Origin of the sequence: Streptomyces sp. GD-15H (genome assembly GCF_045291515.1) — a bacterium.
Lineage (GTDB): Bacteria > Actinomycetota > Actinomycetes > Streptomycetales > Streptomycetaceae > Streptomyces.
Genome location: NZ_CP149447.1, coordinates 1,480,530 through 1,505,039, shown reverse-complemented (window position 1 = coordinate 1,505,039; position 24,510 = coordinate 1,480,530). Strand labels below are relative to the sequence as shown.

Below are 24,510 nucleotides of genomic sequence, written 5' to 3'. Positions count from 1 at the left end.
CTCTTCTCCTCAGAAGCTCAGGCAGGACTCGACGGCCTCGAGAACTCGATCGACGTCGGGCAGGAAGTCGTTCTCCACGTGGGCCGGCGGATAGGGCAGGTTGTAGGCACCGACTCGGAGAACGGGGGCCTCGAGCTCGTAGAAGCACTGTTCGGTGATCGACGCCGCGATCTCGGCGCCGATTCCGAAGAGCGTGGAGGCCTCGTGGACCACGACGACCCGGTGCGACTCGGCGGCTACCTTGCGGAGAGTCGGGAGATCCAGCGGCGAGATCGATCGGAGGTCCACCACCCCGACCTCGAACCCGTCCTCCCGCGCCGCGTCGGAGGCAGCGATCGCGGTCGCGACGGTCGGGCCGTGGGCGACGAGGGTGCAGTCGCTGCCCTCGCGAAGGACGGCTGCCTCGTGCAGGGACCGCGACGGCGAGTCCTTTACGTCGCCCTTGTCCCAGTAGCGACGCTTGGGCTCGTAGAAGATGACCGGGTCGTCGGACTCGATGGCCTGCTGGATCATGTGGAAGGCGTCATCCGGGTTCGAGCAGGACACCACCCGCAGCCCGGCGGTGTGCGCAAAGTACGCCTCGTTCGACTCGGAGTGGTGCTCGACGGCACCGATCCCACCGCCGACGGGGATGCGGATCACGATCGGGAGCGACAGCCGGCCTCGGGAGCGCGCGCGCATCTTGGCGAGCTGGCTGACGATCTGGTCGAACGCAGGGTAGACGAACCCGTCGAACTGGATCTCGCAGACCGGCCGGTAGCCGCGCAGGGCGAGGCCGATGGCGGTGCCGACGATGCCGGACTCGGCGAGTGGGGTATCCACCACGCGTTCGGCACCGAACTCGGCAGACAGTCCGTCGGTCACGCGAAAGACGCCGCCGAGCTGGCCGACATCCTCGCCCATGACGACGACCTTCTCGTCGCGCGCCATCGCCGCACGCAGCCCGGCGTTGATGGCAGCACCCAAGGAGTAACGTTTCGACATGTCAGGCCACTGCCTGTTCGCGACGGGCGAGGTACTGGCTCTTCTCAGCTTCCATCACCGGGTGTGGTTCGGCATAGGACTGGTCGAACACCGCGTCGAGACCGTCCCCGGTGAGCGCCTTGCACTCCTCGCGAACAGTCGCAGCGAATGCCTCTTCCTTCTCCTTGAGGTCAGTGAAGTGAGAGTCCTCGACGCCTGCCCTGCGCAGGAAGCGCTCGAGCCGAAGAACGGAGTCCTTCGCCTGCCAGGCGGACAGCTCCGCGTCCGTGCGGTAGCGCTTCGGGTCGTCGGAGCTCGAGTGCCCGGCCATGCGGTACGTCTGAGCCTCGATGAGAGCCGGCGGTCCGCCAGCACGGACCCGAGCGACGGCGTCCTGTGCCACCGCATGTACGGCGAGCGCGTCATTGCCGTCGACGTGGTAACCGGCGAGACCGAAGCCAGCCGCGCGAACATGAAGCGACGTACGCATCTGCTTGCTCGTGGGGGTAGAGATCGCCCATTGGTTGTTCTGACAGAAGAACACGACCGGCAGGTTGCCGGCAGCCGCCCAGTTGAGGGCCTCGTTGACGTCACCCTGACTCGCCGATCCGTCCCCGAAGTAGGTCATGACGACCTCGTCGGAGCGATCCAGCCGAACGCCAGCGGCGTAGCCGGTGGCATGCAGCGTCTGGGTACCGAGCACGAGGGAGTTGATGTGGACCTTCGACTCGGCCGGATCCCAGCCTGAGTGGGCGACACCGCGCCACTGCCGCATGATGTCGGCCGGCGAGATCCGCCGGCACAGGGCCACAGCGTGCTCGCGATAGCTCGGAAAGATGGTGTCGGAGTCACGAAGCGCCCGCACCGAGCCGACCTGCGCAGCCTCCTGCCCCCAGCTCATCAACCACAGGTGGAGCTCCCCCTGCCGCTGGAGGGCCAGTGCCTCGTGGTCGAGCCGACGGGCGAGAACCATGTCCGCGTGCAGCGATCGCGCCAGGCCCACGTCGATGCCGATGCTGTCACCCAGCGACGTCGGAACACCGTCCTCGTCGATCAGCTGCAGAGGCACAGTCGGTTGGGCGACTGGCTGCCTCGCGCGGGAGGCGAGCGCGTTCTGTGACAGCGGTTCGGCGCCGCCGTCAGGCTGAAGGGTGGGGGCGAATCGCGGGGATGTGACGGTCACGAATGTCTCCTAGTCAGAAGCGACGACAACTTGTGGGCACTCAGGCGTGATGGCTGAACCGGCGCGAGGACCAGCGCGATGCCAAGGGCAAGCGCCCGCCCGAGAGCGCGACGGCTCAGCACGCGCGACGGATGGATGCTCTTCTTGTCACCCGCTTCAGGGGCGAGCGGCAGAGAGCCTGCACGGACGCAGCTGCCTCCAGTGCATGGACCATACCGAGAGGAGTGGCAGGGCCGCTGTCACTGGAACCTTCCGCAGTGACGCCCTGAGTGACCACGTGTGAGCCCCGACCGGGGCCCAGCGTCGTGTCGTGAATGGCAATGATGGCCCCAAGCCGGGTCTACCGGTCCCGGCAGAACACGAATTGCTCGTGCGCTGCGTCGCGCATGTCGTCACGACGATCGAAGAAAGCGAGCGGTTCGGTCGAGTGCTGGAGCAGATCGGTGCTCATTGAAGGTCGGCCTCTTTCGGGTGAGCAGCCGGGCTTGTGGCTTGGCCGCACATTGAGTTCCAGTGGATCGCACTGGTTGTTTCGTTGACCAATACTCAAGCAGTGCCGCTGCAGAGGTCAACTCATCTCTGCTTAACTAAGCACTTCTACCTAATAGTCAATCATCGACCCCGATAGAGGTTGTCACCTTGCCAACGATCGATCGCCTGGACGCCGAGATTCTCCGCCTGTTGACGAACGATGCCCGGGCCGGCGTCGCTGAGATGGCAGAGACGTTGAGCGTCAGCCGCAACACCGTGCAGCTGCGGATGAGTCGCCTGGTGGACTCAGGCGTCCTCAAGGGGTTCAGGCCAGTGATCGACCTGGCCGCCGTGGGTATGCCCGTCCAGGCGTTGGTCAGCGTGGGGCTGGACCAGAGAATGTTGTCCTCGATCGTCCGCGGCTTGGCCGACCTGCCCGAGGTACTGGAGGTCAAGATCCAGGCCGGCAGCGAAGACATCCTCGTCCATGTGGCGATCGCGTCCTTGGAGGCACTCCAAGAACTGACCGCCTCGATCGTTGCAATCGAGGGCGTCCGGAAGACGACATCAACGTTCTCGGTAGCGACACCCGTGCCCTTCAGGGTGCAGCCGCTGCTGTCAAAGCTCACCGAGCAGTCTGGCTGGGGCCGGTCCACACCGGGAGTGCTTGACGGATAACCAGGCAGCGTGTGCCGTTCGGAAACTCGTCGCTGCTGGTCATGCTGCATATCGGTACTCGTTGATGACGCCGCCGAGCACTCGGGTGCGTCGGAGTCGGTGAGCGGTCAGGCCGGTCACGGGCGCCGGATGCTCCTGAGCAAGGGGAGGAAGCTGTCCTCGAGCCTGGTGCGGGCGATGCCGGTTGTAGTGACGGGCGTAGGCGTCGAGGACGTGCCGGGCGTGAGTCTCGTTCCAGATCAGCAGATGGTCTAGTAGGGCTTTGTTAGGTACCCCGATTGTTCGTGCGTAGGTAGTGTTGTGATCTTCTTTCGGGTGTGACACCGGAGGAGATGGAGACGGTCCGCCCGCGCCTGGAGGCGTTCGCGGCCGAGATGCTGGGCTCGCTGCCGCGGCGGGACCAGCGGGCCAAGGGTGAGCTGTACCTGCGTGGGCTGATGCTGGACGGCAAGCGCAAGTCGATGCAGCCGATGGCCGAACGCCTGGGCGTGGACCACCAGCAACTCCAGCAGTTCGTCTCCTCCTCCACCTGGGACTGGGTCAAGGTCCGTGAGCGGATGGCCCGTTGGGCCGCCGCCCACATCTCGCCGGAGGCGTACGCCATCGAACGACGTGGGCTTCCCCAAGGACGGCTACGACTCCCCGGGGGTGGCCCGGATGTACTGCGGCGCGCTGGGCAAGCGCGGCAACTGCCAGATCGGCGTCAGCGTCAACCTGGTGTCCGACCGCGCCTCGGCGGCCGTCGACTGGCGCCTGTTCCTGCCCGAGAGCTGGGACGACGCCCAGCACGCCGGCGATGTGCTGCTGGCGGAGGCGATCCGGCACCGACGTGCCAGGGCCGGCATCCCCGAGGCCGAGCGGCACCGGGAGAAGTGGCGCCTGGCCCTGGACATGCTCGACGAAGTGCGCGGGGACTGGGAACTGCCGGACCTGCCGGTCGTCGCCGACGCGGGATACGGGGATGCCACCGGCTTTCGCGAGGGGCTGACCGAGCGCGGCCTGGCCTACGCCGTGGCGGTCAAGGGCACCACCACCGCTTACCCGGGTGACGCGGTCCCCGAGCGCCCGCCGTACTCCGGTCGGGGTCGCCCACCCGTCCCGACCTACCCCCAGCCGCACACCACCTTGCGCCAACTCGCCCTGGATGCAGGAAGGTCGGTGGTGCGGACGGTGACCTGGCGCCAGGGCAGCAGGGTCGGCAAGCACAACCCCCGCGCCGAGATGCGCTCGCGCTTCCTGGCGCTGCGGGTCCGCCCCGCCAACCGCACCATCCGCCGCTTCGCCGACGGCTCCCTGCCCGAGTGCTGGCTGCTGGCCGAGTGGCCACCGGGCTCCGCCGAGCCCACCGACTACTGGCTGTCCACCCTGCCTGCCGACACCCCGCTGCGTGACCTGGTCCGGATCGCCAAGATCCGCTGGAGAGTTGAGCACGACTACCGCGAGCTCAAGGACGGCCTGGGCCTGGACCACTTCGAGGGCCGCAACTACTCCGGCTGGCACCGGCACACCACCCTCGCCTCCCTCGCCCAGGCGTTCTGTACCCTGCTGCGACTCGACCCAAAAGTCCCTGCGCCGGCCTGACCCTGTACGCGGTCCTCCGCGAACTCCAGGCCCTCCTGGCCACCTGGGCCGGCGCCTGCTCGATATGCGGCCGGCCCGCACCGACACCAGAACCACACCACAGGACCTAACAAAGCCCTACTAGGACCTCGCGCCGCAGGGTTCCGATGACCCGTTCGCAGTGGGCGTTCATCCGAGGAGCCCGCGGCACGGTCCTGACGACCTCGATCCCTTCGGCTGCGAAGACAGCGTCGAAGGGCACGGTGTACTTTGCGTCCCGGTCGCGGACCAGGAAGCGCAGCGAGTCGATGCGTACGCCCAACTCGACGGCGAGATTGCGGGCCTGCTGCACCGTCCAGGATCCCGTCGGATGGGCGGTCACCCCGGCGATGCGCAGGCGGCGTGTGCCGTGTTCGAGGAACACCAGGGCGTACACCCGGCGCAGGTCGACCAGGTCGAGGTGGACGAAGTCGCAGGCGATGATGCCCTCGGCTTGCGCGGTCATGAACTCCCGCCATGTCGGGCTGCCACGGCGCGGAGCCGGTTCAATGCCGGCCGCCGTCAGGATCTTCCAGACCGTCGTCGCACCGACCGAGTGGCCCAGGCGCGCAAGCTCTCCCTGGATCCGACGGCAGCCCCAGCGCGGATTCTCTTTGGCCAGCCGCAGCACCAGCGCCTTCACCGCGCTCGCCGTTGGCGGCCTCCCGGGCTTGCTCCGGTGCCTGCTGTAGTCCCATTTCCGGGCGATCAGCCTGCGGTGCCACACAAGCAAGGTCCCGGGCGTCACCGGGAACACCTGCGCCCACCGACGTCGGGGGAACAGCGAGGACAGCGCCGCGAACCACAGTCGGTCCGCAGACTCGTACCGCACCGGGCCCGTGAGCTGCCTGCGCAGCACCGCGTTCTCATGCCGCAGCACCAGCAGTTCGGCGTCTTTGGCCGCGTCTCGACGCAGCAGCACCGCCGGGACCGCGAGTAGCTTCCGTGCCACCTGGTACATCAGTGAGACAACCACCCGGACAGGGTTCCAGTAAGCCGTCGTGGCGCGCCAGGCCCACTCCGAGCAGCAGCGATGAGTTTCCGAACGGCACAGGTGCTCGACCACCCGCAGCCGGACCTCGGGCAGGTCGAAGACCTGACGCCGCTCGACCGAGACCACCTCGGCCACCGTCAGGTCGCCCGCACACCCCAGGCAGGCGGCCGGGGAATGGACCTCGACCGCGTCCGGCTCCGCGACCTGCATCAGCGCGCCTCCGGCACCGCCACGCGGCTTGCCCGGCCCCCGGCCCGAGGGCTTGCGCAGCGACACCGGCCGGGCCGGCCCGTCGCTGGACGGCGGTTTGGAGGAGTTCTTTGAGTTCATCCCCAGACGCCGCCTGAGCTCGGCGTTCTCCGCGCGAAGCTGCGCGTTCTCCGCCCGCAGGTCGGCGATCTCGGCCCGCGCCGCAGCCAACTCGCTCCGCAATTCGCCGACCAGCGCCACCAGTTCGGCATAGCTCGGCAACGGCGGACTCTCGGACACGAGATCCAATAATCAACCAGCCGGACGACAAGATCAACCCAGCGTGCCAGGACCACCAAACCAGTCACCCTTTTACGTTGTAGGCGTCTGCACGAGCGTCGGGCTCCATGGAGTGCACGAGCGTCGGGCGGCCGGTCGCGGCGTTCGCCAGGGCGATGCCCAGGGTGAGCGCGCTCTTGCCCATGGCGGGGCGGCCGGCCACGACCACGACGTTGCCGGGCCGCATCTTGACGACGTGGTCCAGGTCGACGAGCCCGGTCACGGCGGCCGCCTCGATGGGCTGCTCCAGCGTGCGCAGGTGCTCGTCCAGGTCGTCCCCAAGCTGGCCGAAGTGCGCGCGCCGTCGTCGGCGGCGAGGAAGTCCAGGTCGGCCTGGAGCGCGCGGATCGCGTCCGGCACGTCGGTCGGTGCGGTCTGCTGCGCCGCCTGGAGGCCGCGGGCGAGCGCGCCCTGGTAGCGGCGCAGCGCGGCGTAGCCGTGGACCAGGTCGGCGTAGTACTCGACCTCGCCGGGCCCGCAAGCGCCGGCGGCGAGCTGGGACAGGCGCACCTCGCCACCGGCGCGCTCGAGGTCGCCGGTACGCCGCAGCTCAGCCACGACCATCGGCACGCCCGTGGGCGGCTCGCCCCGTGCAGGCGGGTGATCGCCGCCCATACCGGCTCGTTCGCGAGAGCGGACCAGTCGCCATCGGCAATGATCCGCGCAGCGTCGGCCACCGGGTCGTAGGCCGGGGTCGCCATCAGGCACGCCCCGAGCACCGCGGCCTCGGCCGTCGGGCTCGCGGTCTCCAGCAGCTGCGTCTCGCTCATCGGCCGGCCCCCGTCTCCACCCTCACGCCCGGATGCGCGCACCGCCGCATCGGCGCGTCGTCATCGTCATCCAGGACCCAGCCGCTCGGGTCGCACGCGGTGCACGCCGTCGCCAGCTCGGCCCGCACGGCCGCGCCGCTGACCTCACCAGCCGGTGCCGTGCTCGGCCGCACCGGCGCGTACAGGCGCAGGTCGTCCACCCAGCCCGGCAGACACTTCGTCCAGGACGCGGCACCGCCGGTGTTCTTGAGAATGTCCGCCTCCAGCAGCACCCGGTGCGCCTCGTCCATCTCCGTCAGCACCGGCCACCCCTGGGTCCGCATGGCGCGCAGCAGCCGCGGCGCGCACCGGCCAACCGCCGCCGCGCCCGCCTGCCAGCGCCGCATCCGCTGCAGGAAGTCCGCAGCCGCGGTGATCTCCTCCGGGGAGAACTCCCGCCCCTCCTCCCTCTGTGACGGAAGCGACCCCGAGGTACTCGTGAGGGGGTAGGGGGAGGAGGAATCCTCCCCCTCCGGGGGTGTGGAGAGGAGACCGTTCTGCTTCCCGGAACGAGGGAAGCGTTCTGACCTGGTCCTATGAGGGCCGGGCCCCTTCCCTGCTGTGATTGCGGGGGCATGACACCTCCCGGCGGACCCCGCTGAAAGCCGCATCGATCTGTGGCCTGAGCAGCAGCGGCGGTACGGAATGTAACGGCCACCCACAGCAGGCCAAACGAGGGAACTAAGTACCCGGATAATGGGGTACTTAGTTCCCTTTCTGTGATCGTCCGGCCTGGGCGCCTTCAAGGTGTTGGACGATCTGCCACATGGGAGTGCTGCTGCGGGTGACCAGGACGACGGTGTCGCCGGTGTCGCCCCAGGTGCGATGAACCAGATCGAGAGCCCGGTCGACACCTGCGGCGGCATCGCCCCGAGCGCCGGAGCGCAACCAGGCGCGCAGTCCGTGGTTGTGTGCGGCGACGACGCTCGCGGCGACAGTGCAGGCCCGGACGTCTCCGTCCGCAAGTGTGGCGAACCGGCGCTCAAGGTACGCGGCGAGGGCCCGCTCGTAGCGCCAGACCACGGACGTCTCGTGAACTTTGAGCGCTGCGACCTTGCGGGTGAGCGCGTACCGCTTCACCGAGAACTCGGCGTTCTCCGCATACATGCGCATGACCAGGCGGGCCGCACCGCAGGCGCGTCCGACGGGGTCGGGGTCCTGGGCGCCTTCCTCCAGATACTCGACCATGTCGGCGAGGGCCCTTTCATGGTCGGGGAAGACGACTGCTTCCTTGGTGGGGAAGTACCGGAAGAACGATCGGCGGCCTACGCCGGCCCGGCGCACGATGTCGTCGATGGTGGTCCTCTCGTAGCCGCGCTCCGTGAAGAGCGTGAAGGCGGCTGACACGAGGAGATCCCTGATGGGGGCCTTCTCCTGGTCCTCTTCGGTCGCCGGCCCGCTCGGACCGTTGCAGGGCTGCTCGCTCATGACATGAAAGTACATGCCCCCTTCCCGAGGGGCACTCAGTATGCATAATGAGGGTACTGAGTACCACTCTGTGGGAGAGTCTATGTCGGATTTCGACCTGTACCGCCCGTCCGAGGAGCACGACATGCTCCGCGACGCCGTCCGCGCGCTGGCCGAGGCGAAGATCGCGCCGCACGCCGCCGCGGTGGACGAGGACGCCCGCTTCCCGCGGGAGGCGCTCGACGCGCTGGTCGCCAACGACCTGCACGCCGTCCACGTGCCCGAACAGTACGGCGGCGCGGGCGCCGACGCGCTCGCCACCGTCATCGTGATCGAGGAGGTGGCCCGCGTCTGCGCGTCCTCCTCCCTCATCCCCGCCGTGAACAAGCTCGGCTCCCTCCCGGTGCTCCTCGCCGGCTCCGCGGCGCTGAAGAAGAAGTACCTGAGCCCGCTCGCCCGGGGCGACGGCATGTTCTCGTACTGCCTCTCCGAGCCGGACGCCGGCTCCGACGCGGCCGGCATGAAGACCAGGGCGGTCCGCGACGGCGACACCTATGTCCTGAGCGGCGTCAAGCGCTGGATCACCAACGCCGGCGAGTCCGAGTACTACACGGTCATGGCGGTCACCGACCCCACCAAGCGCTCCCGGGGCATCTCCGCCTTCGTCGTCGAGAAGTCCGACGCGGGCGTCTCCTTCGGCGCCCCGGAGAAGAAGCTCGGCATCAAGGGCTCGCCCACCCGCGAGGTCTACCTGGACAACGTCCGCATCCCGGCCGACCGGATGATCGGCGCGGAGGGCACCGGCTTCGCCACCGCGATGCGGACCCTGGACCACACCCGCATCACCATCGCCGCCCAGGCCCTGGGCATCGCCCAGGGCGCCCTGGACTACGCCAAGGGCTACGTCAAGGAGCGCCGGCAGTTCGGCAGGCCGATCGCCAACTTCCAGGGCGTGCAGTTCATGCTCGCCGACATGGCCATGAAGATCGAGGCCGCCCGCCAGCTGACCTACGCCGCCGCGGCGAAGTCCGAGCGCGGCGACAGCGACCTGACCTTCCAGGGCGCCGCCGCCAAGTGCTTCGCCTCCGACGTGGCCATGGAGGTCACCACGGACGCCGTGCAGCTCCTCGGCGGCTACGGCTACACCCGCGACTACCCGGTCGAGCGGATGATGCGCGACGCGAAGATCACACAGATCTACGAGGGCACCAACCAGGTCCAGCGGATCGTGATGGCACGCAACCTGCCCGGAACCCAGGGAGGCACTCGATGAACACGAACGATCGCGCCATACGCAAGGTCAGCGAGGTGGGCGAGGCTGAACGCCAGGCCGCGGAAGGTAGTGAGCGTGCGGGGCACGCTTCCGGTGCGGTCCGGCAGGCGTCCTCGCCGAAGGTCACGTCGCGTACGAAGCGCTGGGCCTCGATGGCCCATTGACCGCGCACGCAGTGGGCGAGAGTGGTTGCGTCGGCGGCCTCGACGGGGGCAGTGGTGACGCCGATCTCGGCGTCCGCGTGGAGCTTCCCGTCGCCGCGGCCGGTGGTGTACCGCTCGACGAGCAGGGCCTGGGTGGCGTATGGGAAGTTGACCTGGTCGTCGGCCAGCGGCTGGACGCGCACGGTGCGGATCTCGTGGCGGCCGCTGTTGTTCTCCTCGGTACGGACTACGGTCACCTGCGCGTTGGTGGTCTCATCCCAGTCGAGCGCGTCGAGCCGGACAAACAGGGTGGCGCGATTCTCCTTGACCGGGAAGAAGCCGAAGGCGCCGCGACGGTACAGGTAGTGGGCGTGGTCGGCGGCGGTGTGCAGGGCATCGGCGGTGACGATGGCGCCGGTGATGTCGGCGATCAGGTCCAGGGCGGCGGTGAAGTGGAGGGTCTCGTGCGGCTTGTGGCGCATGGCACGCTGGGCGAGCATCACGCCGGGATCGACCTGGTAGACGCCGAGCAGGTGCAGCTGCAGTCCCGCCTCGTCGCGGGCGCCGCGGACCGTCTTGCCGTCGGCGGCCAGTTGCAGCACGGGCGGATCGCCGACGATGCCCGCGAGCGGGTCGGCCGCGTGGGCCTGGACGAACGCGCCGGCGGCGGCATCGAGCGCATCGGCGCCCACCCGGGCGAGTGTGCGGGTCAGCGTCGTGGTCATGGGCGACTGGCCGGGGTCTCCATCGGGAACCTCGAGGGCGGCGAGGGTGCTGGCACCCTGGCCGTGGGCCCAGCGGACCCCACCACGAACCGAGCGGACCCCGCACAGCAGGGCGCAGGCGACCAGGGCGCGTATTCGGTTGTGGTCAAGAGGTGGTCCGTGCGAGGTCTTTGATCCAGATCATCGCGGCGCGAAGGTGGAGGCTGGCGAGGTAGCTCGCAGGGGCCTTGATGCCCCCTATGGATGTCAAGCGGCCAGGGCTTGCTCCTGTTGGTGGCCTGATCCTTCTTCTCCAGGATGACTGCCTTGATGTAGCGTTTCCGAGTCCTCCACTGCCGGAAGCGGTTGTGGGCGGTCGGCCAGGCATCGAACTCGGCCGGCATCTCCCACCACTGCCCGCCCGTCTTGAACCGCCAGAGCGCCCCCTCGAACTGCTGCCGCAGCCGCTCCGGGTACGGACCGAACCTGCCGATCGGCAGGTAGGGCTCGATGAACTCCCATTCCAGGTCCGTCAGTTGCGCTCGCGTCAAGCACAGCGATCTACCGGATCCGGCCCCGCCGCGAGGGCACATCCCGCAGATTGAACACAACCCGATACGCGCCCTGGGCCGAGCAGCATCGGCAAGGGGTGCGTGACCAGGTGCGGGGTGCGCGGGTCGGGCACCGACCGGACGGCCTCGAGCAGCGAGGGGAGACTTTCGGTCGTGCACAACACCCTGCCGGGAAAGTCGAGTTGCTCGGCGAGTTGACGGGAGGAGGGCTGGGTCGGGCAGGATGACATACGGGCACGGCCTTCACGATCATGCTGAGTGGAATCGACATGATCATGGACGCTCGCGCCCTTCGACGTTCGCCCGGCCCCTGTCCAAGATCCGAGCACGCATCACGGCTGGCCCCCGGGCCAATGCCGTTTAGATAGGGCACGGATGGGCGCGAGTACTGGGCGGAAGCAGCTTGATGGTCGGCGGAGCTGGGTGACGCACCCCTCGCTCCGATCGCCGACGCTCGCGATAGGTGCTGGGATGGGGGCGCTTGATGGAGCGTGGGTAAGTGCGTTGTCGGCGACGGGGGTTGAGGTTGCGGCGAGCGGCAACGCGTTCGAGCGTGTGCGACAGGAGGGTCTCGTGGTCCTCAGGGGAAAAGGCCGCTCGGTCGGTGACCGAGCGGCGCACGATGCGGACGGTTCCGAGGAACTTGACGCGGTCGGGATCGATCCCAGCGTTCGTAGCGGCCCGGCACATGAGCGTGCAGAGCGCCCACTGGGTGAGGAGGTAGGCCCATATCTCCTGGTAGACGAGTTCCGGGGTGCGCGAGCGCAGGATCCGGCCAGGGCCGCGCAGGTGGGTCTTGAGCTGATCGATTCCGGTTTCCGCCTCCCACCGTTGCCCGTAGCAGGCCGCCAGCTGGTGGGCCGTGGCGTCGGAGGGGTCGAGGATCGAGGTCAGCAAGTGGATCTCCTCGCCGTCGCGGTCGGGCACGGTGTAGTCGATGACCCGCACCACGACCGCCTCGGCCGAGTCGAGTTCGGCGCCGGCACGGGCGGCGGCACGCAGCTTCTCCTTGCGTGACATCCGCAGGCGAGGCTTGGTGATCAGGGCGAGCCACGAACCATCCGGAAGATCCTTCAGGTGGTCCAGGCGCAGACTGGCGGAGATCCGCCACAGCAGTTCGGCCCCGCTCGCTCTGGCCTGCCGCCAGGCGTCGAAGCCGTAGAAACCGCGATCTGCGGTCAGCAGCATGCCGGGTGTGAGCTGCTCGTACAGGGAGAACGCGATGGTCTGCTCGCTCGCCCAGCAGCCCGCCATGTCGGCCGCAATCGGTGCATGGCTGGCACACTCGCTGATCGCCACGACCCTGGCCTGCGGGAAGACGGTCTCGTCACCGCCGGCGCTGTCTTTGCCGAACTCTTCGACTCTGCTGCGCAATTCCTTGGGGCCGCGGGACCGCACTCCGCGACCTGCGGCGACGCGGACAGGCTCGGCGCTCCGAGCGGCTGTTCCTACGAGACTGGCGAATTGCGCAGCAGAGTCCTCTTCGATATTCGCGGGGGTGTCAGGCAGATCCAGGACGAAGCCGTCGACGGCCATCACCCGCCACCGCCCCAGGAACGCGCCCAGCGTGTCCGCGCTCGCCGCCGGTGCGGCGAGCTGTGCGAACACCTCCTTCACCGGCTCCGGCCCGAGCCGCTGCCGGGCCTGGGTGATCGCTCCGCGGGTAGGGGCCTGCCAGCGCGAACCGGGCAGGTAGGACAGCATGCCGGTGAGCTTCTCGGCGACCTCCTCGTAGTCGTCGTCCGCGTACAGGCACAATGCCATCAGCAGGTAGACGACCACGTGCGCGGGCAGCTTGCGGACCCGCACCTCATGCGCCTCGGTCACCGCGATCGCCTCGTCCAGCACCGATCGCGGCACCAACGTCGTCAACGCCCCCAGCGACACCAGATCCGTCGGACGTACGCCCCGGCGCTTCCCATCCCCCTGCGACATGTCGTGACCCTAGCAACTACCGCCTATCTAAACGGCATTGTTGTGTCCTGAACGCGAAAGGAAGAAGCATGTAGGAACTCTTCTTGTAGCGATGCTGTACGAAGGATGAAGGTATGGCCCTTCAAATTCGCCCTGCGGGGGAGAATTTAAACCACCTCATGCTGCGCTAGCTGAAGACTGCCGTGGTGAACGATGAGGAAAAGGCGTCCGTTGAGACGTCAGGTAGGGATCGGGAAGGCGAGCGCAAGTGAATCGCTGCTGACGTGTCGAAACTTAGAGACGACATCAGAACCGGGGTGTCAATGCGATCCCGGGATGAGCCTGGCGGGTGCCCGTTTACTGGCCAGGCGGTGTCCGGCATACAGGCGACGCGAGCCCGGTCTGCGGCCTTCGTACGGAACAGGAGAAGGCGGGCTTGGATACGTCTCCGCTGGTGAGCGGGGAGAGAGGGAGCGTCCCGGGCGGTCCGAAGCCGTGAGGGACTGAGTACCGATGCCAGGCACGCCGGCGGACCGGCTCGTAGTAGTGATGAAACCCCTGTAACGGGGGCGGAGCGAAGGGGCCGGGTCGTTCGTGACTGTGTTTATTCGATCAACCGGGGGTCACCCGGGAGGAGTCGCGTGAACGAGTTGAAAGCATCAGACAAGCCGTTCAATATTTCCAAGCATTCCGTCTGGGAGGCGTACGAGAAAGTCAGGTTGAACAAGGGCGCGGCGGGCGTGGATGCGGTGTCGATGGAGGAATTCGAGAAGGATCTGAAGGACAATCTGTACCGGATCTGGAACCGTCTCACCTCCGGCACCTATTTTCCGCCTCCGGTGCGTGCGGTGGAGATCCCCAAGAAAGGGGGCGTCCGAATTTTGGGCGTGCCCACGATTGGGGATCGTATCGCTCAGACGGTGGTTGCCGGGGTCCTGGAGAAGAAGGCCGAGCCGGTCTTTCATCCGGATTCCTACGGCTATCGTCCCGGCCGGTCGGCGATCGATGCTGTGGGCCGGTGCCGGGAACGCTGTTGGAAGGCGGACTGGGTCATCGACCTGGATATCCGCGCGTTCTTCGACAGCGTTCCGTGGGACCTGGTCCTCAAGGCGGTCGCCGCCCACACTGATCCGTCCCAGTCCTGGGTCCTGCTGTATGTGCGGCGCTGGTTGGCCGCACCGCTGCAACTGCCCGACGGGACACGGCGCGAGCGGGACCGGGGGACGCCCCAGGGCTCTTCGGTTTCGCCGGTCCTCGCCAACCTCTTCCTCCACTACGCCTTCGATGCCTGGATGGCGCGGAACTTCCCCGCCATCGGCTTCGAACGGTACGTGGACGACGCGGTGATCCACTGCGTCAGCGAACGCCAGGCACGCTTCGTGCTCGCGGCGATCAAGAAGCGGATGGCCGAGGTGGGGCTTGAACTCCACCCGGAGAAAACCCGGATCGTGTACTGCCAGGATGCCAACCGGCGTGCCTCGTACCAGCACACCGAGTTCACTTTCCTGGGGTTCACCTTCCGCACACGCTCCGCGGTGCGCAAGGACGGCCAGATGTTCCGGTCGTTCCTCCCTGCCATCAGTGGGGAAGCCCTGCGCAGGATCAGTTCCGAGGTGCGGTCCTGGCGGCTGCACCACCGCACCAGCCTGACCGAAGCAGATCTCGCACGGTTCATCAACCCGATCATTCGGGGATGGATGGCGTACTACGGGGCCTTCTACCAGTCGGCCCTCTGCCCCCTCCTGGAACGCGTCAACGCCTACGTGATGCGGTGGATGCGCAAGAAGTTCAAACGGCTGAGGGGCAGGAAGAAAGCCCAGACGGCGTGGAACCAGGCCGTCGCACGGCGACCCCGGTTCTTCGCCCACTGGGCCTGGACCACCCACGCTCCCCGCGTCTGGTGACCAGAACGACAAGAGCCGTATGACGAGAGATCGTCACGTACGGATCTGTGAGGGCCGAGGGGTGAGAATCCCCTCGGCTACTCGGCGGCCCCCGGGCAGCTGTTCACGACCCAATTGCGGGATGGCACCGTGCTGGCGATCTTGGGGGTTCAGGTGCTGTAGGCGTAGAAGCCGTGGCCGCTCTTGCGGCCCAGATGGCCTGCGGCGACCATGCGCTGCAGCAAGGGCGGAGCGGCGTACAGCGGCTCCTTGAACTCCTCGTACATCGAGTCGGCGATGGCCTGGGCGGTGTCCAGGCCGATGAGGTCGAGCAGTCGCAGCGGGCCCATCGGGTGGGCGCAGCCGAGCTCCATGCCGCTGTCGATGTCTTCCGCGCGTGCCGTCCCCGACTCGAGCATGCGGACGGCAGCGAGAAGGTAGGGCACCAGCAGGGCGTTGACTACGAAACCGGAGCGGTCGGAGGCCTGGACGACCGTCTTGCCCAGGACCTCGGTGGCGAAGTCGCGGGTGCGGGCCAGGGTGTCGGCACTGGTGGTGAGGGCGGGGATCACCTCGACCAGCTTCTGTACCGGTACGGGGTTGAAGAAGTGCAGGCCCACGACGTGGGAGGCCCGGCCGGTGGCCACGGCGAGGTCGACGATGGGGATGGAGGAGGTGTTGGTGGCCAGGATGGCCTCCGGGTCGGCCACCACCTTGTCCAGCTGGCGGAAGACGTCCAGCTTGACCTCGCGGTTCTCGGCGACGGCCTCGATGACGACCTGCCGGTCCGCCAGCTCGCCCAGGTCGTGGGTGAAGGAGAGGTGGGCCAGGGCCTGGTCGCGGTCGTTTTCGGTGAGCTTGCCGCGCCGCAGGCCGCGGTCGAGGGATGCGGTGATGCGGTCGCGCCCGGCGGCGGCCAGCTCGGGAGTGGACTCGGCGACGATCACATCGAGGCTGCGCAGGGCTGCGACCTCGGCGATGCCGGAGCCCATCAGGCCGCAGCCGACGACGCCGAGACGGGAGATGTCGGACATGAAGGTCCTTCCTTGCTGAGGGTGGAGGAAGTGAGTGGGCCGCCGGGTCACACGTTGCGGCGGTACTGGCCGCCGACCTCGAAGAAGGCCTCGGTGATCTGCTGCAGGGAGCAGACCCGGGCCGCGTCCATCAGGACGGCGAAGACGTTTTCGCCGCTGGTGGCGGCGTGCTTCAGGGTGGCCAGCGCCGCGTGTGCCTGGTCGCGGTGGCAAGCCTGGAAGTCGCGGACCCGCTCGAGTTGGGACCTCTTCTCGGCCTCGGTGGCGCGGGCGAGTTCGACGGTCTCGGATCCGGTCGCGTCCTCGTGGGGGTTGCGGAAGGTGTTGACGCCGACGATGGGGAGCGAGCCGTCGTGCTTGCGCTGCTCGTAGAGCATGGACTCGTCCTGGATGCGGCCGCGCTGGTAACCGGTCTCCATCGCCCCCAGCACGCCGCCGCGTTCGCTGATCCTGTCGAACTCGGTGAGGACCGCCTTCTCGACCAGGTCGGTGAGCTCGTCGATGACGAACGATCCCTGGAGGGGGTTTTCGTTCATCGCCAGGCCCCACTCCCGGTTGATGATCAGCTGGATGGCCAGGGCCCGGCGCACCGACTCCTCGGTGGGGGTGGTCACCGCCTCGTCGTAGGCGTTGGTGTGCAGGCTGTTGCAGTTGTCGTAGATGGCGATCAGCGCCTGCAGGGTGGTGCGGATGTCGTTGAAGTCCATCTCCTGGGCGTGCAGGGAGCGGCCGGAGGTCTGGACGTGGTACTTGAGCTTCTGGCTCCGCTCGTTGGCCCCGTAGCGCTCGCGCATCGCGACGGCCCAGATCCGGCGGGCGACCCGGCCGAGGACGGAGTATTCGGGGTCCATGCCGTTGGAGAAGAAGAACGACAGGTTGGGGGCGAAGTCGTCGATGTCCATGCCGCGGGCCAGGTAGGCCTCGACGTAGGTGAAGCCGTTGGCCAGGGTGAAGGCCAGCTGGCTGATCGGGTTCGCACCGGCCTCGGCGATGTGGTAGCCGGAGATGGACACCGAGTAGAAGTTGCGCACCTGCTGCTGGATGAACCACTCCTGGATGTCGGCCATCATGCGCAGGGAGAACTCGGTGGAGAACAGGCAGGTGTTCTGGCCCTGGTCCTCCTTGAGGATGTCGGCCTGCACGGTGCCGCGCACCTGCTGCAGGGTCCGGGCGCGGACCTCACCCGCCTCCTCCAGCGTTGGCTCGCGGCCGTGCTCGGCGCGGAAAACGTCCAGCTGCTGGTCGATGGCGGTGTTGAGGAAGAAGGCCAGGATGGTGGGGGCCGGCCCGTTGATGGTCATGGAGACCGAGGTGGTGGGCGAGGTGAGGTCGAAGCCGTCGTAGAGGGCCTTCATGTCGTCGAGGGTCGCGACGGAGACCCCGGAGGTGCCGACCTTGCCGTAGATGTCGGGCCGTTCGTCGGGATCGCGGCCGTAGAGGGTGACCGAGTCGAAGGCGGTGGACAGCCGGGTGGCCTCGCTGTCCTTGGACAGGTAGTGGAAGCGGCGGTTGGTGCGCTGCGGGTCGCCCTCGCCGGCGAACATCCGCGCCGGATCCTCGCCCTCCCGCTTGAACGGGAAGACCCCGGCGGTGAAGGGGAAGTATCCGGGCAGATTCTCGGCCCGCAGGAAGCGCAGCAGCTCGCCGTGGTCGGCGTAGCGGGGCAGGGCGACGCGGGGGATGCGGTTGCCGGACAGCGACTCGCGCACCAACGCGGTACGCGACTGGTGGCCTCGGACCGTGACCACCAACTCGTCGCCCGAGTAGTCCCGCACGGTCTTCGGCCAGCCTTCGAGCAGGAGGTGGGAGGAGGGGGTGAGCCGGTCCCGGGCATCGATCAGGAGACGATCGACGTCCGCGGTGCCGACTCCGGCGGCCGCCAGTTCCTCCCTGACCGACGCCAGCGCCTGGATCCGCCGGGCCGTCTCCGCCTGGGTGGCGGTCTCGGCGTGGTAGCCGCGCACGGTCTCGGCGATCTCGGCCAGATAGCGCACCTGCGCGGGGGGCACGATCTGGGCGGCGCCGCTGGAGTGCCGCACCGATACCTCGGGCAGGGTGCCGGGCGCCACCGGCAGGCCGCGCTCGGCGAGCAGCTCGCGCAGATGCTGGTAGAGGGCGGTGACGCCGTCGTCGTTGAAGGTCGCCGCGCTGGTGCCGAAGACCGGCATGTCCTTCGGCCGGGAGGTGAACGCCTCCCGGTTGCGGATGAGTTGTCGGGAGACGTCGCGCAGGGCGTCCTTCGCGCCGTGCCGCTCGAACTTGTTGATCGCCACCACGTCGGCGAAGTCGAGCATGTCGATCTTCTCCAGCTGCGAGGCCGCACCGAACTCGGGCGTCATCACGTACAGCGAGACGTCGACGTACGGCACGATGGCCGCATCCCCCTGGCCGATGCCCGGGGTCTCCACGATCACCAGGTCGTACCCGGCCGCCTTGCAGACGGCGATCGATTCCTCCAGCCCCTCGGGCAGCTCGTGGCTGCCGCGGGTGGCCAGCGAGCGGAAGAAGACCCGGTCGCCGTCCAGAGAGTTCATCCGGATCCGGTCGCCCAGCAGCGCCCCGCCCCCGCGCCGCCGGGTGGGATCCACGGCCAGGACCGCCACCTTCAGCTTGTCCTGCTGGTCCGTGCGCAGCCGGCGGACCAGCTCGTCGGTCAGCGAGGACTTGCCCGACCCGCCGGTGCCGGTGATCCCCAGCACCGGCACCGGCCGCGCGTTGGCGGCCTCGCGCAGCGCCCGCAGGTCGGGCTCCACAATCGCGCCGGCCTCCAGGCCGGTGAGCAGCCGTGCCAGCGCCGGCCGTTCCCCCGCCAGTACGCCGTCCAGATCGGCTGGGGCCTGGTCCCACAGCGCGGTGTCGCACGCCTCGATCATCGAGTTGATCATCCCGGCGAGGCCGAGGCGCTGCCCGGCCTCCGGGGAGAAGATCCGCACCCCCGAGCGCGCCAACCGCTCGATCTCGTCGGGGACGATGACACCGCCCCCGCCGCCGAAGACCTGCACATGCCCGGCACCGCGCTCCCGCAGCAGCCGCACCAGGTACTCGAAGTACTCGACGTGCCCGCCCTGGTAGGAGGAGACGGCCACGCCCTGCACGTCCTCCTCCAGCGCGGCGTCCACCACCTCGGCCACCGAGCGGTTGTGCCCGAGGTGGATCACCTCGGCTCCCTGCGCCTGCAGGATCCTGCGCATGATGTTGATCGACGCATCGTGCCCGTCGAACAGGCTCGAGGCGGTCACGAACCGGACCGGGTGCTTCGCCCGATACAGCGGCACAGCAGAGACGGCAGCAAACACGGTCCCCTCCAGACAGCCGCCTACCCGGTGCAGACGGCGAGATCGAGAACATCGGATTCGCGGCGGGACGCGGCCACAGCCCGCAACGACTCCCCTTAATCGACCAGACGGCCAGACATCACGAAGGGTGGCGCACGGTCGCAGAGAGTAGATATACTAGGAAGCCCTAGTACATTCGAAAACTGATCCTCGCACAAGGCCACCCGGGCCGACGTGGTACAGATCACCTGCCCGGGCGCTCCATGGCAGTTGGAGTGGGAGGTTGCCTGGCTGCAGGCCGCCGAGACGGGCAGCGGCATACCCGTGGCCCCCGCGGCGGAGGCCACCTGCCGGGCCCAGTCCTGGGCACCGACGCCACCCTGGTCAACTGCCACGCCGAGAAAGAGCAGGTGGCGGCCACCTACAAGCGCAGCTTCGGCTACCACCCGCTGTTGTGCTTCCCGGACAACACCAGTGAAACCCTGGCCGGAATGCTCAGGCCCGGCAACGCCGTTGCCAGCACTGCTGCCCGCCCACCGCCACGGCACCGACACCCTCATCCGCACCCGACAACGCCGGAGAAGCCAAAAGCGTTCTCCTGGCCCACCTGCGCGCCCTGTGCAACAGGCCTGTACGGTCAACGGCTCTGTCCCGTAATCGGTGGTGACGAAGGGTGACAGGCATCGTTTATCCGCCGCCCAGGCTGCGGCAGCCTGCACCAGAGCCACGAGGTCGAGTTCGAGTCCGCGCTGGTACAGCCACTTGGGGCCGGCGGAATCGAACTGGTTGCTCTGGAGGTTGATGGGCAGCGCGGCGTAGAAGCTGCCGTCCTGGTGGAGTTGACCGATTGGAACGCCTTCGAAGCGGACCTGGTAGTGGCCGACCAGTACGGGACGGTTCGGCTTGACGTGGGTGGTCACTCCTTCGCCGGCGAGCTTGCAGAAGCGGTCGAACGCCGCGCTCCGCTCCGCCTGTGTGATCAGGGGGTGGGTGCCGCGGACGGCCGGAACCGCGGACAGGCTGACCCAGCCCGGGTATAGGTCGCCGCGGGGCTACCGCCGTGCGCCTCGCTGGTCAGGTAGCCCGACAGGTATCGGAAGCCCGCGTCGGCGGCTTGGTGTAGGCGGTCGACGTCTTCGGATGCAGCTTGGAAGCGGTCACGGTACCGCTGGGCGATCTCGGATTCGGCGAGGGTGCGGGTCGTGGTGCCGTGCCGGACGTGCACGCGGAAGTTGTATTCATTGCCCGGAGCCGCGACCGCATGCGGGGCCTGGGTGCTCGCGGGCACGGTGAGCAGCTAGTAGATCTTGCCTTCGTGGACAGCGGACTTCATAGCTCGCACGCCCACGTTGGGAACGATGGGCTGGATCCAGTTCGCGAGCACCGAGCGGATCCACTCCTCGCCGCGGCCCTGGACCGGCTCGAAGGGAGCCAGGGCGTGTGCGTGGTCTTGCTTACCGTCGTCGACGCCGATGACGACCATGCCGCCGACAGTGTTGGCCATGGCACACACGTCCTTGGCGAGTTCCTTCTTGCCCGCGTCGGTGCCCTGGTAGAAGTCCTTCTTCCAGTCGAGGTCGACACCCTCGGGTATACGGCTGTCGACCGCGCGCTGCAGATCGTCCTCGGTGAGATGGTCAGGGTGTCGTCGCAGCGGCTACGCCACACCACACGCGTGGCCTGGACCAGGCTCACGCCGGGGTCGGCCTGGTTTTCCGGCATGCTTGGGGTGTCGCTCGTGACTGGCGTATTCGCAGGTGCAGCCGGAGCTGGATGCTTAGAACTCTTCTCGAATCCGGATAGCGACGGTGTGACCTGGACTGATGTGCGAGCGGTCGTGGGAGAGGGAAGATCGCGGCATGGCAACGGGACCTGGTTCTAGCGTGAGGGCTCTCTACTTCCTCAACACGCCGAAACCGAGGTCCCGTTGATGCATGCCAGTACAGCCGAGGCCGTCACGTCGGGCAAGTTTGCTGATCACAACTGTGGCTGCATGGCGCATCGGGCCGGGAACGCGGCCGATGGCACGCGCCGGGAGCGCGCGTACGGCTCGGATCTGAACCGGCGGCAGTGGCGGGTGGTGCGCAAGCTGATCCCGGTGCCGGCGTGGCTGCAAGGGCGGGGCGGGCGGCCGGAGGGCTACTGCCACCGGGTCATGATCGACGGAGTGCTGTATCTGGTGAACAACGGGATCAAGTGGACCGAGATGCCGGTGGACTTCCCGCCGTGGAAGGCGGTGTACCGGTTCTTCCGCCGCTGGGCGGCGTGCGGGTTCCTCGACGCCCAGCACGACGCGCTGCGCGAGCTGGCCCGGAAGGCGGCGGGGAAGAAGGCGCGGCCGACCGCGGCGATCGTGGACTCCCAGAGCGTGAAGGCGTCCTGGCATGTCGCCGCGGAGAGCCGTGGCTATGACGGCGGGAAGAAGATCAACGGGCGGAAGCGGCACCTGGTGGTGGACACCCTGGGCCTGCTGCTGGTGGTCTGTGTGACCACCGCCGGTCTGCAGGACCGGGACGTGGCCGTGCCGCTGCTGACCCGGCTGCGCCGGGGCTTCATCGAGGTGACCAAGGTGTGGGCTGACGGCGGCTACACCGGCTCGCTGGTGGCGTGGGCCCGCACCAAGCTGGGCCTGGACGTCGACATCGTCCGCCGCCCCGACGAAGCGAAGGGGTTTGTGCTGCTCAAGCGCAGGTGGATCGTGGAACGCACGCTCGCCTGGCTGGTCAACTCCCGCCGCCTGGCGAGGGATTACGAGTATCTTCCCGCGGTGCACGAGGCGATGGTGAAGTGGGCGATGATCCGCATCATGGTCCGCCGTGTCGCGGCCGTCGAGGCGCCCGAGCCCCAATCGGCCGGCTGACCTCGGGCGGGACCGGGGCGGCTATGCGTGGGTGGCCCAGGCGTACACGCCGCGGCTCACCAGCCGCAGCCAGCCCTTCTGCGTCAGGCGCTGCAACCGGTTGCGCACGTTCTGCCGTGAGCCGTCGGTGTCCGGCCATCCCAGCAGCCGATGGACCTCGACCGCCCGGATCCCCTCCGGTCCGGCCTCCTTCACCACCCGCGCGATCTGCGGATAGTCGCGCGGCAACTGCGCGAAGTCGATCTCCGGACGCCACTTCGGGACCAGTGCCTGCTCGGCCCGCACCGACGGAACCGTCCCCGCCGGTGCCTCGCCGGCATGTTCCCGCACCACCGCGTCGGCCTCCGCCGCGACCTCCCGCGCCGCCCGCAGACGCATCAGCCGCCCCTGCGCTGCCCGAAGTTCCCGCTCGGCCGCCTCGAGGACCTCCTGCGCGGTCCGCACCGCCAGCTCGGCCTCGGCAAGCCACTCATCGACGACCTTGTCACGGGTCAGGTGCGACACGAGCTGATCTCCCAATCGGCCGGGGACACGAACGGCGCCGAATCTGCTCCGCCGCACCCACCCCAAGCAAAACGATCAAGAGACCACTTCACGGTCATCGGATTCGAGAACGGTTCTTACGCCGCGAGGGCGTGTACTTGTTCGTGTCGCTGCCGGGTCTCCAGCGGGTGAGGTAGCCCCAGACTGGATGCTTCCGTAGCCGCTTGCGGTTGTAGAAGGTCTCGATGAAGGCGAAGATCTCAGAGGGCGTTAAGTCCCATCTCTCTGGGTTCGCGATCGCTCGTTCGTGTGACTGGTTGCCGTTCGGGGCAGCGGTTGGGCATGTGCATGCTCGGATATCGGCATGGAGCGTGAGCCGTATCCGAGCGACTTATCGGACGAGCAGTGGGCGTTGATCGAGCCGATGATCACGTCCTGGAAGCAGGACCGGGTGGCGCGGTCGGCGACCAAGGATCCCGGGACCTGTGATCTCCGGGAGGTCGTGAACGCGATCTTCTACCAGAACCGGACGGGCTGCCAGTGGCGCTACCTGCCCCATGACCTGCCCGCCTGGTCGGCGGTGTTCTACTACTTCACGCTGTGGCGCAAGGACGGGCTCGACCAGCGGATCCAGGAACTCCTGCGCTGCCAGGTGCGGGAGAAGGCCCGCCGATTAGAGGACCCGTCCCTCGTGGTCATCGACACCCAGTCCGTGCGCGCGGCCGCGGGAGTCCCGAAGACCACGACGGGGCTGGACGCCAGCAAGCGGACGCCGGGGCGCAAGCGGGGCCTGGCCGTCGACGTGCTGGGACTGATCATCGGGGTCGTCGTGCTCGCCGCGTCGGCGCACGACAACGCCGCCGGGGTGGCCCTGCTCGACCAGGTGGCCGAGCGGTGCGGGATGCGCCTGGAGAAGGCCCTGGTGGACCAGGGATTCAAGGACGAGGTCATCATCCACGGCGCCCTGCTGGACATCACCGTCGAGACCGTCCGCCGCAACCCGGACGAGAAGGGCAAGGGCTTTGTCCCACAGCCGAAACGGTGGGTGGTCGAGCAGGTCAACGGCACGTTGATGCTGCACCGGCGCCTGGCCCGCGAGTACGACCACCGTCCCGACAACGCCGCCTCGCGCGTCTACTGGGCCGCCACCGCGAACATGGCCCGCCGCCTCACCACACCCACACCGGCCTGGCGCGACACCGTCCGGGCGGCCGCGTGAACATCACCGAGTTCCTGACGGATCTCCAGGCCCAGCAGGACGAGGCCACCGCCCGGGCCGGTGAACTCCGCGGCCAGATCGAGCACCTGACCGCCGTGCTCGCCGAGACCGAAGCGCGTCTCATGGACCTGGCCACCACCCGGAAGGTCATCGTCGAACTCACGCCGACCAGAGACGGAGACGAGGCCGGTCCGTCCGAGTCGACCACCGCCTACCAGGCCATCGTGAACGCCTTCAACCAGCACCCCGACCAGGCATTCCGGGTCCGCGAACTGCACGAACTCCTCGGCATGCCCACCGACGACCCATGCATGAACGTCACCCGCAGCCGCCTCGGGCGCCTCACCCGCCAAGGCTTCCTCACCCAGCCCGGACGGGGCCGCTACCAGAAACGGACTTAACGCCCTCTCAGCGCGGGCAGTGGTCCGGTCGGGTCAGCGGCGAGTGCCGATCTCCGCTTTTAGCAGCGCGAAGAAGCTCTCGGCGGCGGCATTGTCGTAGCACGAGCCGGTTCGTCC

Annotated in this window: 21 protein-coding genes and 4 pseudogenes; 9 read left to right on the top strand and 16 right to left on the bottom strand. The window is 68.1% G+C overall.

All coding sequences use genetic code 11. The annotated features are described in order from the left end of the window. Nucleotides 1-9 precede the first annotated feature (9 nt). Together WJ438_RS07365 and WJ438_RS07360 are read right to left on the bottom strand one after the other, a co-directional pair. A complete protein-coding gene (locus tag WJ438_RS07365) occupies nt 10-984 on the bottom strand; it encodes an alpha-ketoacid dehydrogenase subunit beta (RefSeq protein ID WP_406724480.1) in 975 nt (324 codons plus the stop codon). 1 nt (nt 985) lies between these two features. Continuing rightward, complete coding sequence (locus WJ438_RS07360; protein ID WP_406724479.1) at nt 986-2,032, bottom strand: thiamine pyrophosphate-dependent enzyme; 1,047 nt, start codon at nt 2,030-2,032, stop codon at nt 986-988. Nucleotides 2,033-2,456: 424 nt separating this feature from the next. Between WJ438_RS07360 and WJ438_RS07355 the strand changes: the two genes are divergently transcribed. Together WJ438_RS07355 and WJ438_RS07350 are read left to right on the top strand one after the other, a co-directional pair. After that, nucleotides 2,457-2,600, top strand: a complete 144-nt coding sequence (locus WJ438_RS07355) for a hypothetical protein (RefSeq protein WP_406724478.1) — start codon at nt 2,457-2,459, stop codon at nt 2,598-2,600. Nucleotides 2,601-2,785: 185 nt separating this feature from the next. Beyond that, nucleotides 2,786-3,295 carry an Lrp/AsnC family transcriptional regulator gene (locus tag WJ438_RS07350; RefSeq protein WP_406724477.1) on the top strand — a complete coding sequence of 170 codons (510 nt, stop codon included), beginning with the start codon at nt 2,786-2,788 and terminating at the stop codon, nt 3,293-3,295. A gap of 39 nt (nt 3,296-3,334) precedes the next feature. On the opposite strand, the gene WJ438_RS07345 is transcribed toward WJ438_RS07350, so the two are convergent. Continuing rightward, on the bottom strand, nt 3,335-3,619 hold the full coding sequence (locus tag WJ438_RS07345; RefSeq protein WP_406724476.1) for an integrase core domain-containing protein: 285 nt from the start codon (nt 3,617-3,619) through the stop codon (nt 3,335-3,337). Between WJ438_RS07345 and WJ438_RS07340 the strand changes: the two are divergent. Further along, nucleotides 3,613-4,876, top strand: a pseudogene (locus tag WJ438_RS07340) (IS701 family transposase). The gene WJ438_RS07345 and the pseudogene WJ438_RS07340 overlap by 7 nt on opposite strands. A gap of 121 nt (nt 4,877-4,997) precedes the next feature. Here WJ438_RS07340 and WJ438_RS07335 read toward each other — a convergent pair. The 6 genes and pseudogenes from WJ438_RS07335 to WJ438_RS07310 form a co-directional block, all read right to left on the bottom strand. Then, nucleotides 4,998-5,870, bottom strand: a pseudogene (locus WJ438_RS07335) (helix-turn-helix domain-containing protein); the annotation flags it as partial. A 306-nt stretch (nt 5,871-6,176) separates the two neighbouring features. Beyond that, a pseudogene (locus WJ438_RS07330) lies at nt 6,177-6,338 on the bottom strand (DUF6444 domain-containing protein); the annotation flags it as partial. A gap of 103 nt (nt 6,339-6,441) precedes the next feature. Continuing rightward, nucleotides 6,442-6,639 (bottom strand): DnaB-like helicase C-terminal domain-containing protein, encoded by a 198-nt coding sequence (locus WJ438_RS07325; protein WP_406724475.1) that lies wholly within the window; start codon nt 6,637-6,639, stop codon nt 6,442-6,444. Further along, on the bottom strand, nt 6,636-7,031 hold the full coding sequence (locus WJ438_RS07320; protein ID WP_406724474.1) for a hypothetical protein: 396 nt from the start codon (nt 7,029-7,031) through the stop codon (nt 6,636-6,638). Before WJ438_RS07320 ends, WJ438_RS07325 begins: the two co-directional genes overlap by 4 nt. Before the next feature lie 151 nt (nt 7,032-7,182). Beyond that, the gene (locus WJ438_RS07315; RefSeq protein WP_406724473.1) at nt 7,183-7,572 is read right to left on the bottom strand and encodes a hypothetical protein; all 390 of its coding nucleotides are present in this window, start codon (nt 7,570-7,572) and stop codon (nt 7,183-7,185) included. Between the two features lie 358 nt (nt 7,573-7,930). Further along, nucleotides 7,931-8,653 carry a TetR family transcriptional regulator gene (locus WJ438_RS07310; RefSeq protein WP_406724472.1) on the bottom strand — a complete coding sequence of 241 codons (723 nt, stop codon included), beginning with the start codon at nt 8,651-8,653 and terminating at the stop codon, nt 7,931-7,933. 82 nt (nt 8,654-8,735) lie between these two features. On the opposite strand from WJ438_RS07310, the gene WJ438_RS07305 reads away from it, so the two are divergent. Next, nucleotides 8,736-9,905: an acyl-CoA dehydrogenase family protein gene (locus WJ438_RS07305; RefSeq protein WP_406724471.1), complete on the top strand. Its 1,170-nt coding sequence runs from the start codon at nt 8,736-8,738 to the stop codon at nt 9,903-9,905. Here the strand turns inward: WJ438_RS07305 and WJ438_RS07300 are convergent. The 3 genes and pseudogenes from WJ438_RS07300 to WJ438_RS07290 all read right to left on the bottom strand — a co-directional run bounded on the left by WJ438_RS07300 (nt 9,820) and on the right by WJ438_RS07290 (nt 13,259). Then, on the bottom strand, nt 9,820-10,899 hold the full coding sequence (locus tag WJ438_RS07300) for an ISAs1 family transposase (RefSeq protein WP_406729622.1): 1,080 nt from the start codon (nt 10,897-10,899) through the stop codon (nt 9,820-9,822). The genes WJ438_RS07305 and WJ438_RS07300 overlap by 86 nt on opposite strands. Before the next feature lie 200 nt (nt 10,900-11,099). Continuing rightward, nucleotides 11,100-11,303: pseudogene (locus WJ438_RS07295) on the bottom strand (transposase); the annotation flags it as partial. A 381-nt stretch (nt 11,304-11,684) separates the two neighbouring features. Next, nucleotides 11,685-13,259, bottom strand: a complete 1,575-nt coding sequence (locus WJ438_RS07290) for an IS4 family transposase (protein WP_406724470.1) — start codon at nt 13,257-13,259, stop codon at nt 11,685-11,687. Between the two features lie 620 nt (nt 13,260-13,879). On the opposite strand from WJ438_RS07290, the gene ltrA reads away from it, so the two are divergent. Continuing rightward, nucleotides 13,880-15,142, top strand: a complete 1,263-nt coding sequence (gene ltrA, locus WJ438_RS07285; RefSeq protein WP_406724469.1) for a group II intron reverse transcriptase/maturase — start codon at nt 13,880-13,882, stop codon at nt 15,140-15,142. 149 nt (nt 15,143-15,291) lie between these two features. Here the strand turns inward: ltrA and WJ438_RS07280 are convergent, their stop codons facing one another. Beyond that, nucleotides 15,292-16,155 (bottom strand): 3-hydroxybutyryl-CoA dehydrogenase, encoded by an 864-nt coding sequence (locus tag WJ438_RS07280; RefSeq protein WP_406724468.1) that lies wholly within the window; start codon nt 16,153-16,155, stop codon nt 15,292-15,294. A gap of 47 nt (nt 16,156-16,202) precedes the next feature. Then, the gene (gene icmF / locus WJ438_RS07275) at nt 16,203-19,451 is read right to left on the bottom strand and encodes a fused isobutyryl-CoA mutase/GTPase IcmF (RefSeq protein ID WP_406724467.1); all 3,249 of its coding nucleotides are present in this window, start codon (nt 19,449-19,451) and stop codon (nt 16,203-16,205) included. Nucleotides 19,452-19,693: 242 nt separating this feature from the next. Between icmF and WJ438_RS07270 the strand changes: the two genes are divergently transcribed. Continuing rightward, the gene (locus tag WJ438_RS07270; RefSeq protein ID WP_406724466.1) at nt 19,694-20,107 is read left to right on the top strand and encodes a transposase; all 414 of its coding nucleotides are present in this window, start codon (nt 19,694-19,696) and stop codon (nt 20,105-20,107) included. Nucleotides 20,108-20,727: 620 nt separating this feature from the next. On the opposite strand, the gene WJ438_RS07265 is transcribed toward WJ438_RS07270, so the two are convergent. Continuing rightward, nucleotides 20,728-21,024 (bottom strand): helix-turn-helix domain-containing protein, encoded by a 297-nt coding sequence (locus WJ438_RS07265; RefSeq protein WP_406729621.1) that lies wholly within the window; start codon nt 21,022-21,024, stop codon nt 20,728-20,730. 399 nt (nt 21,025-21,423) lie between these two features. On the opposite strand from WJ438_RS07265, the gene WJ438_RS07260 reads away from it, so the two are divergent. Next, nucleotides 21,424-22,290 carry an IS5 family transposase gene (locus tag WJ438_RS07260; protein WP_406724465.1) on the top strand — a complete coding sequence of 289 codons (867 nt, stop codon included), beginning with the start codon at nt 21,424-21,426 and terminating at the stop codon, nt 22,288-22,290. 21 nt (nt 22,291-22,311) lie between these two features. On the opposite strand, the gene WJ438_RS07255 is transcribed toward WJ438_RS07260, so the two are convergent. Continuing rightward, the gene (locus WJ438_RS07255; RefSeq protein ID WP_406724464.1) at nt 22,312-22,794 is read right to left on the bottom strand and encodes a hypothetical protein; all 483 of its coding nucleotides are present in this window, start codon (nt 22,792-22,794) and stop codon (nt 22,312-22,314) included. 343 nt (nt 22,795-23,137) lie between these two features. On the opposite strand from WJ438_RS07255, the gene WJ438_RS07250 reads away from it, so the two are divergent. Together WJ438_RS07250 and WJ438_RS07245 are read left to right on the top strand one after the other, a co-directional pair. Next, entirely contained in the window at nt 23,138-23,992 is an 855-nt protein-coding gene (locus tag WJ438_RS07250; RefSeq protein ID WP_406723466.1) for an IS5 family transposase, read from the top strand. After that, nucleotides 23,989-24,393, top strand: a complete 405-nt coding sequence (locus WJ438_RS07245) for a hypothetical protein (protein WP_406723465.1) — start codon at nt 23,989-23,991, stop codon at nt 24,391-24,393. The genes WJ438_RS07250 and WJ438_RS07245 overlap by 4 nt, the downstream gene beginning before the upstream one ends. The last annotated feature ends 117 nt before the right edge of the window (nt 24,394-24,510 follow it).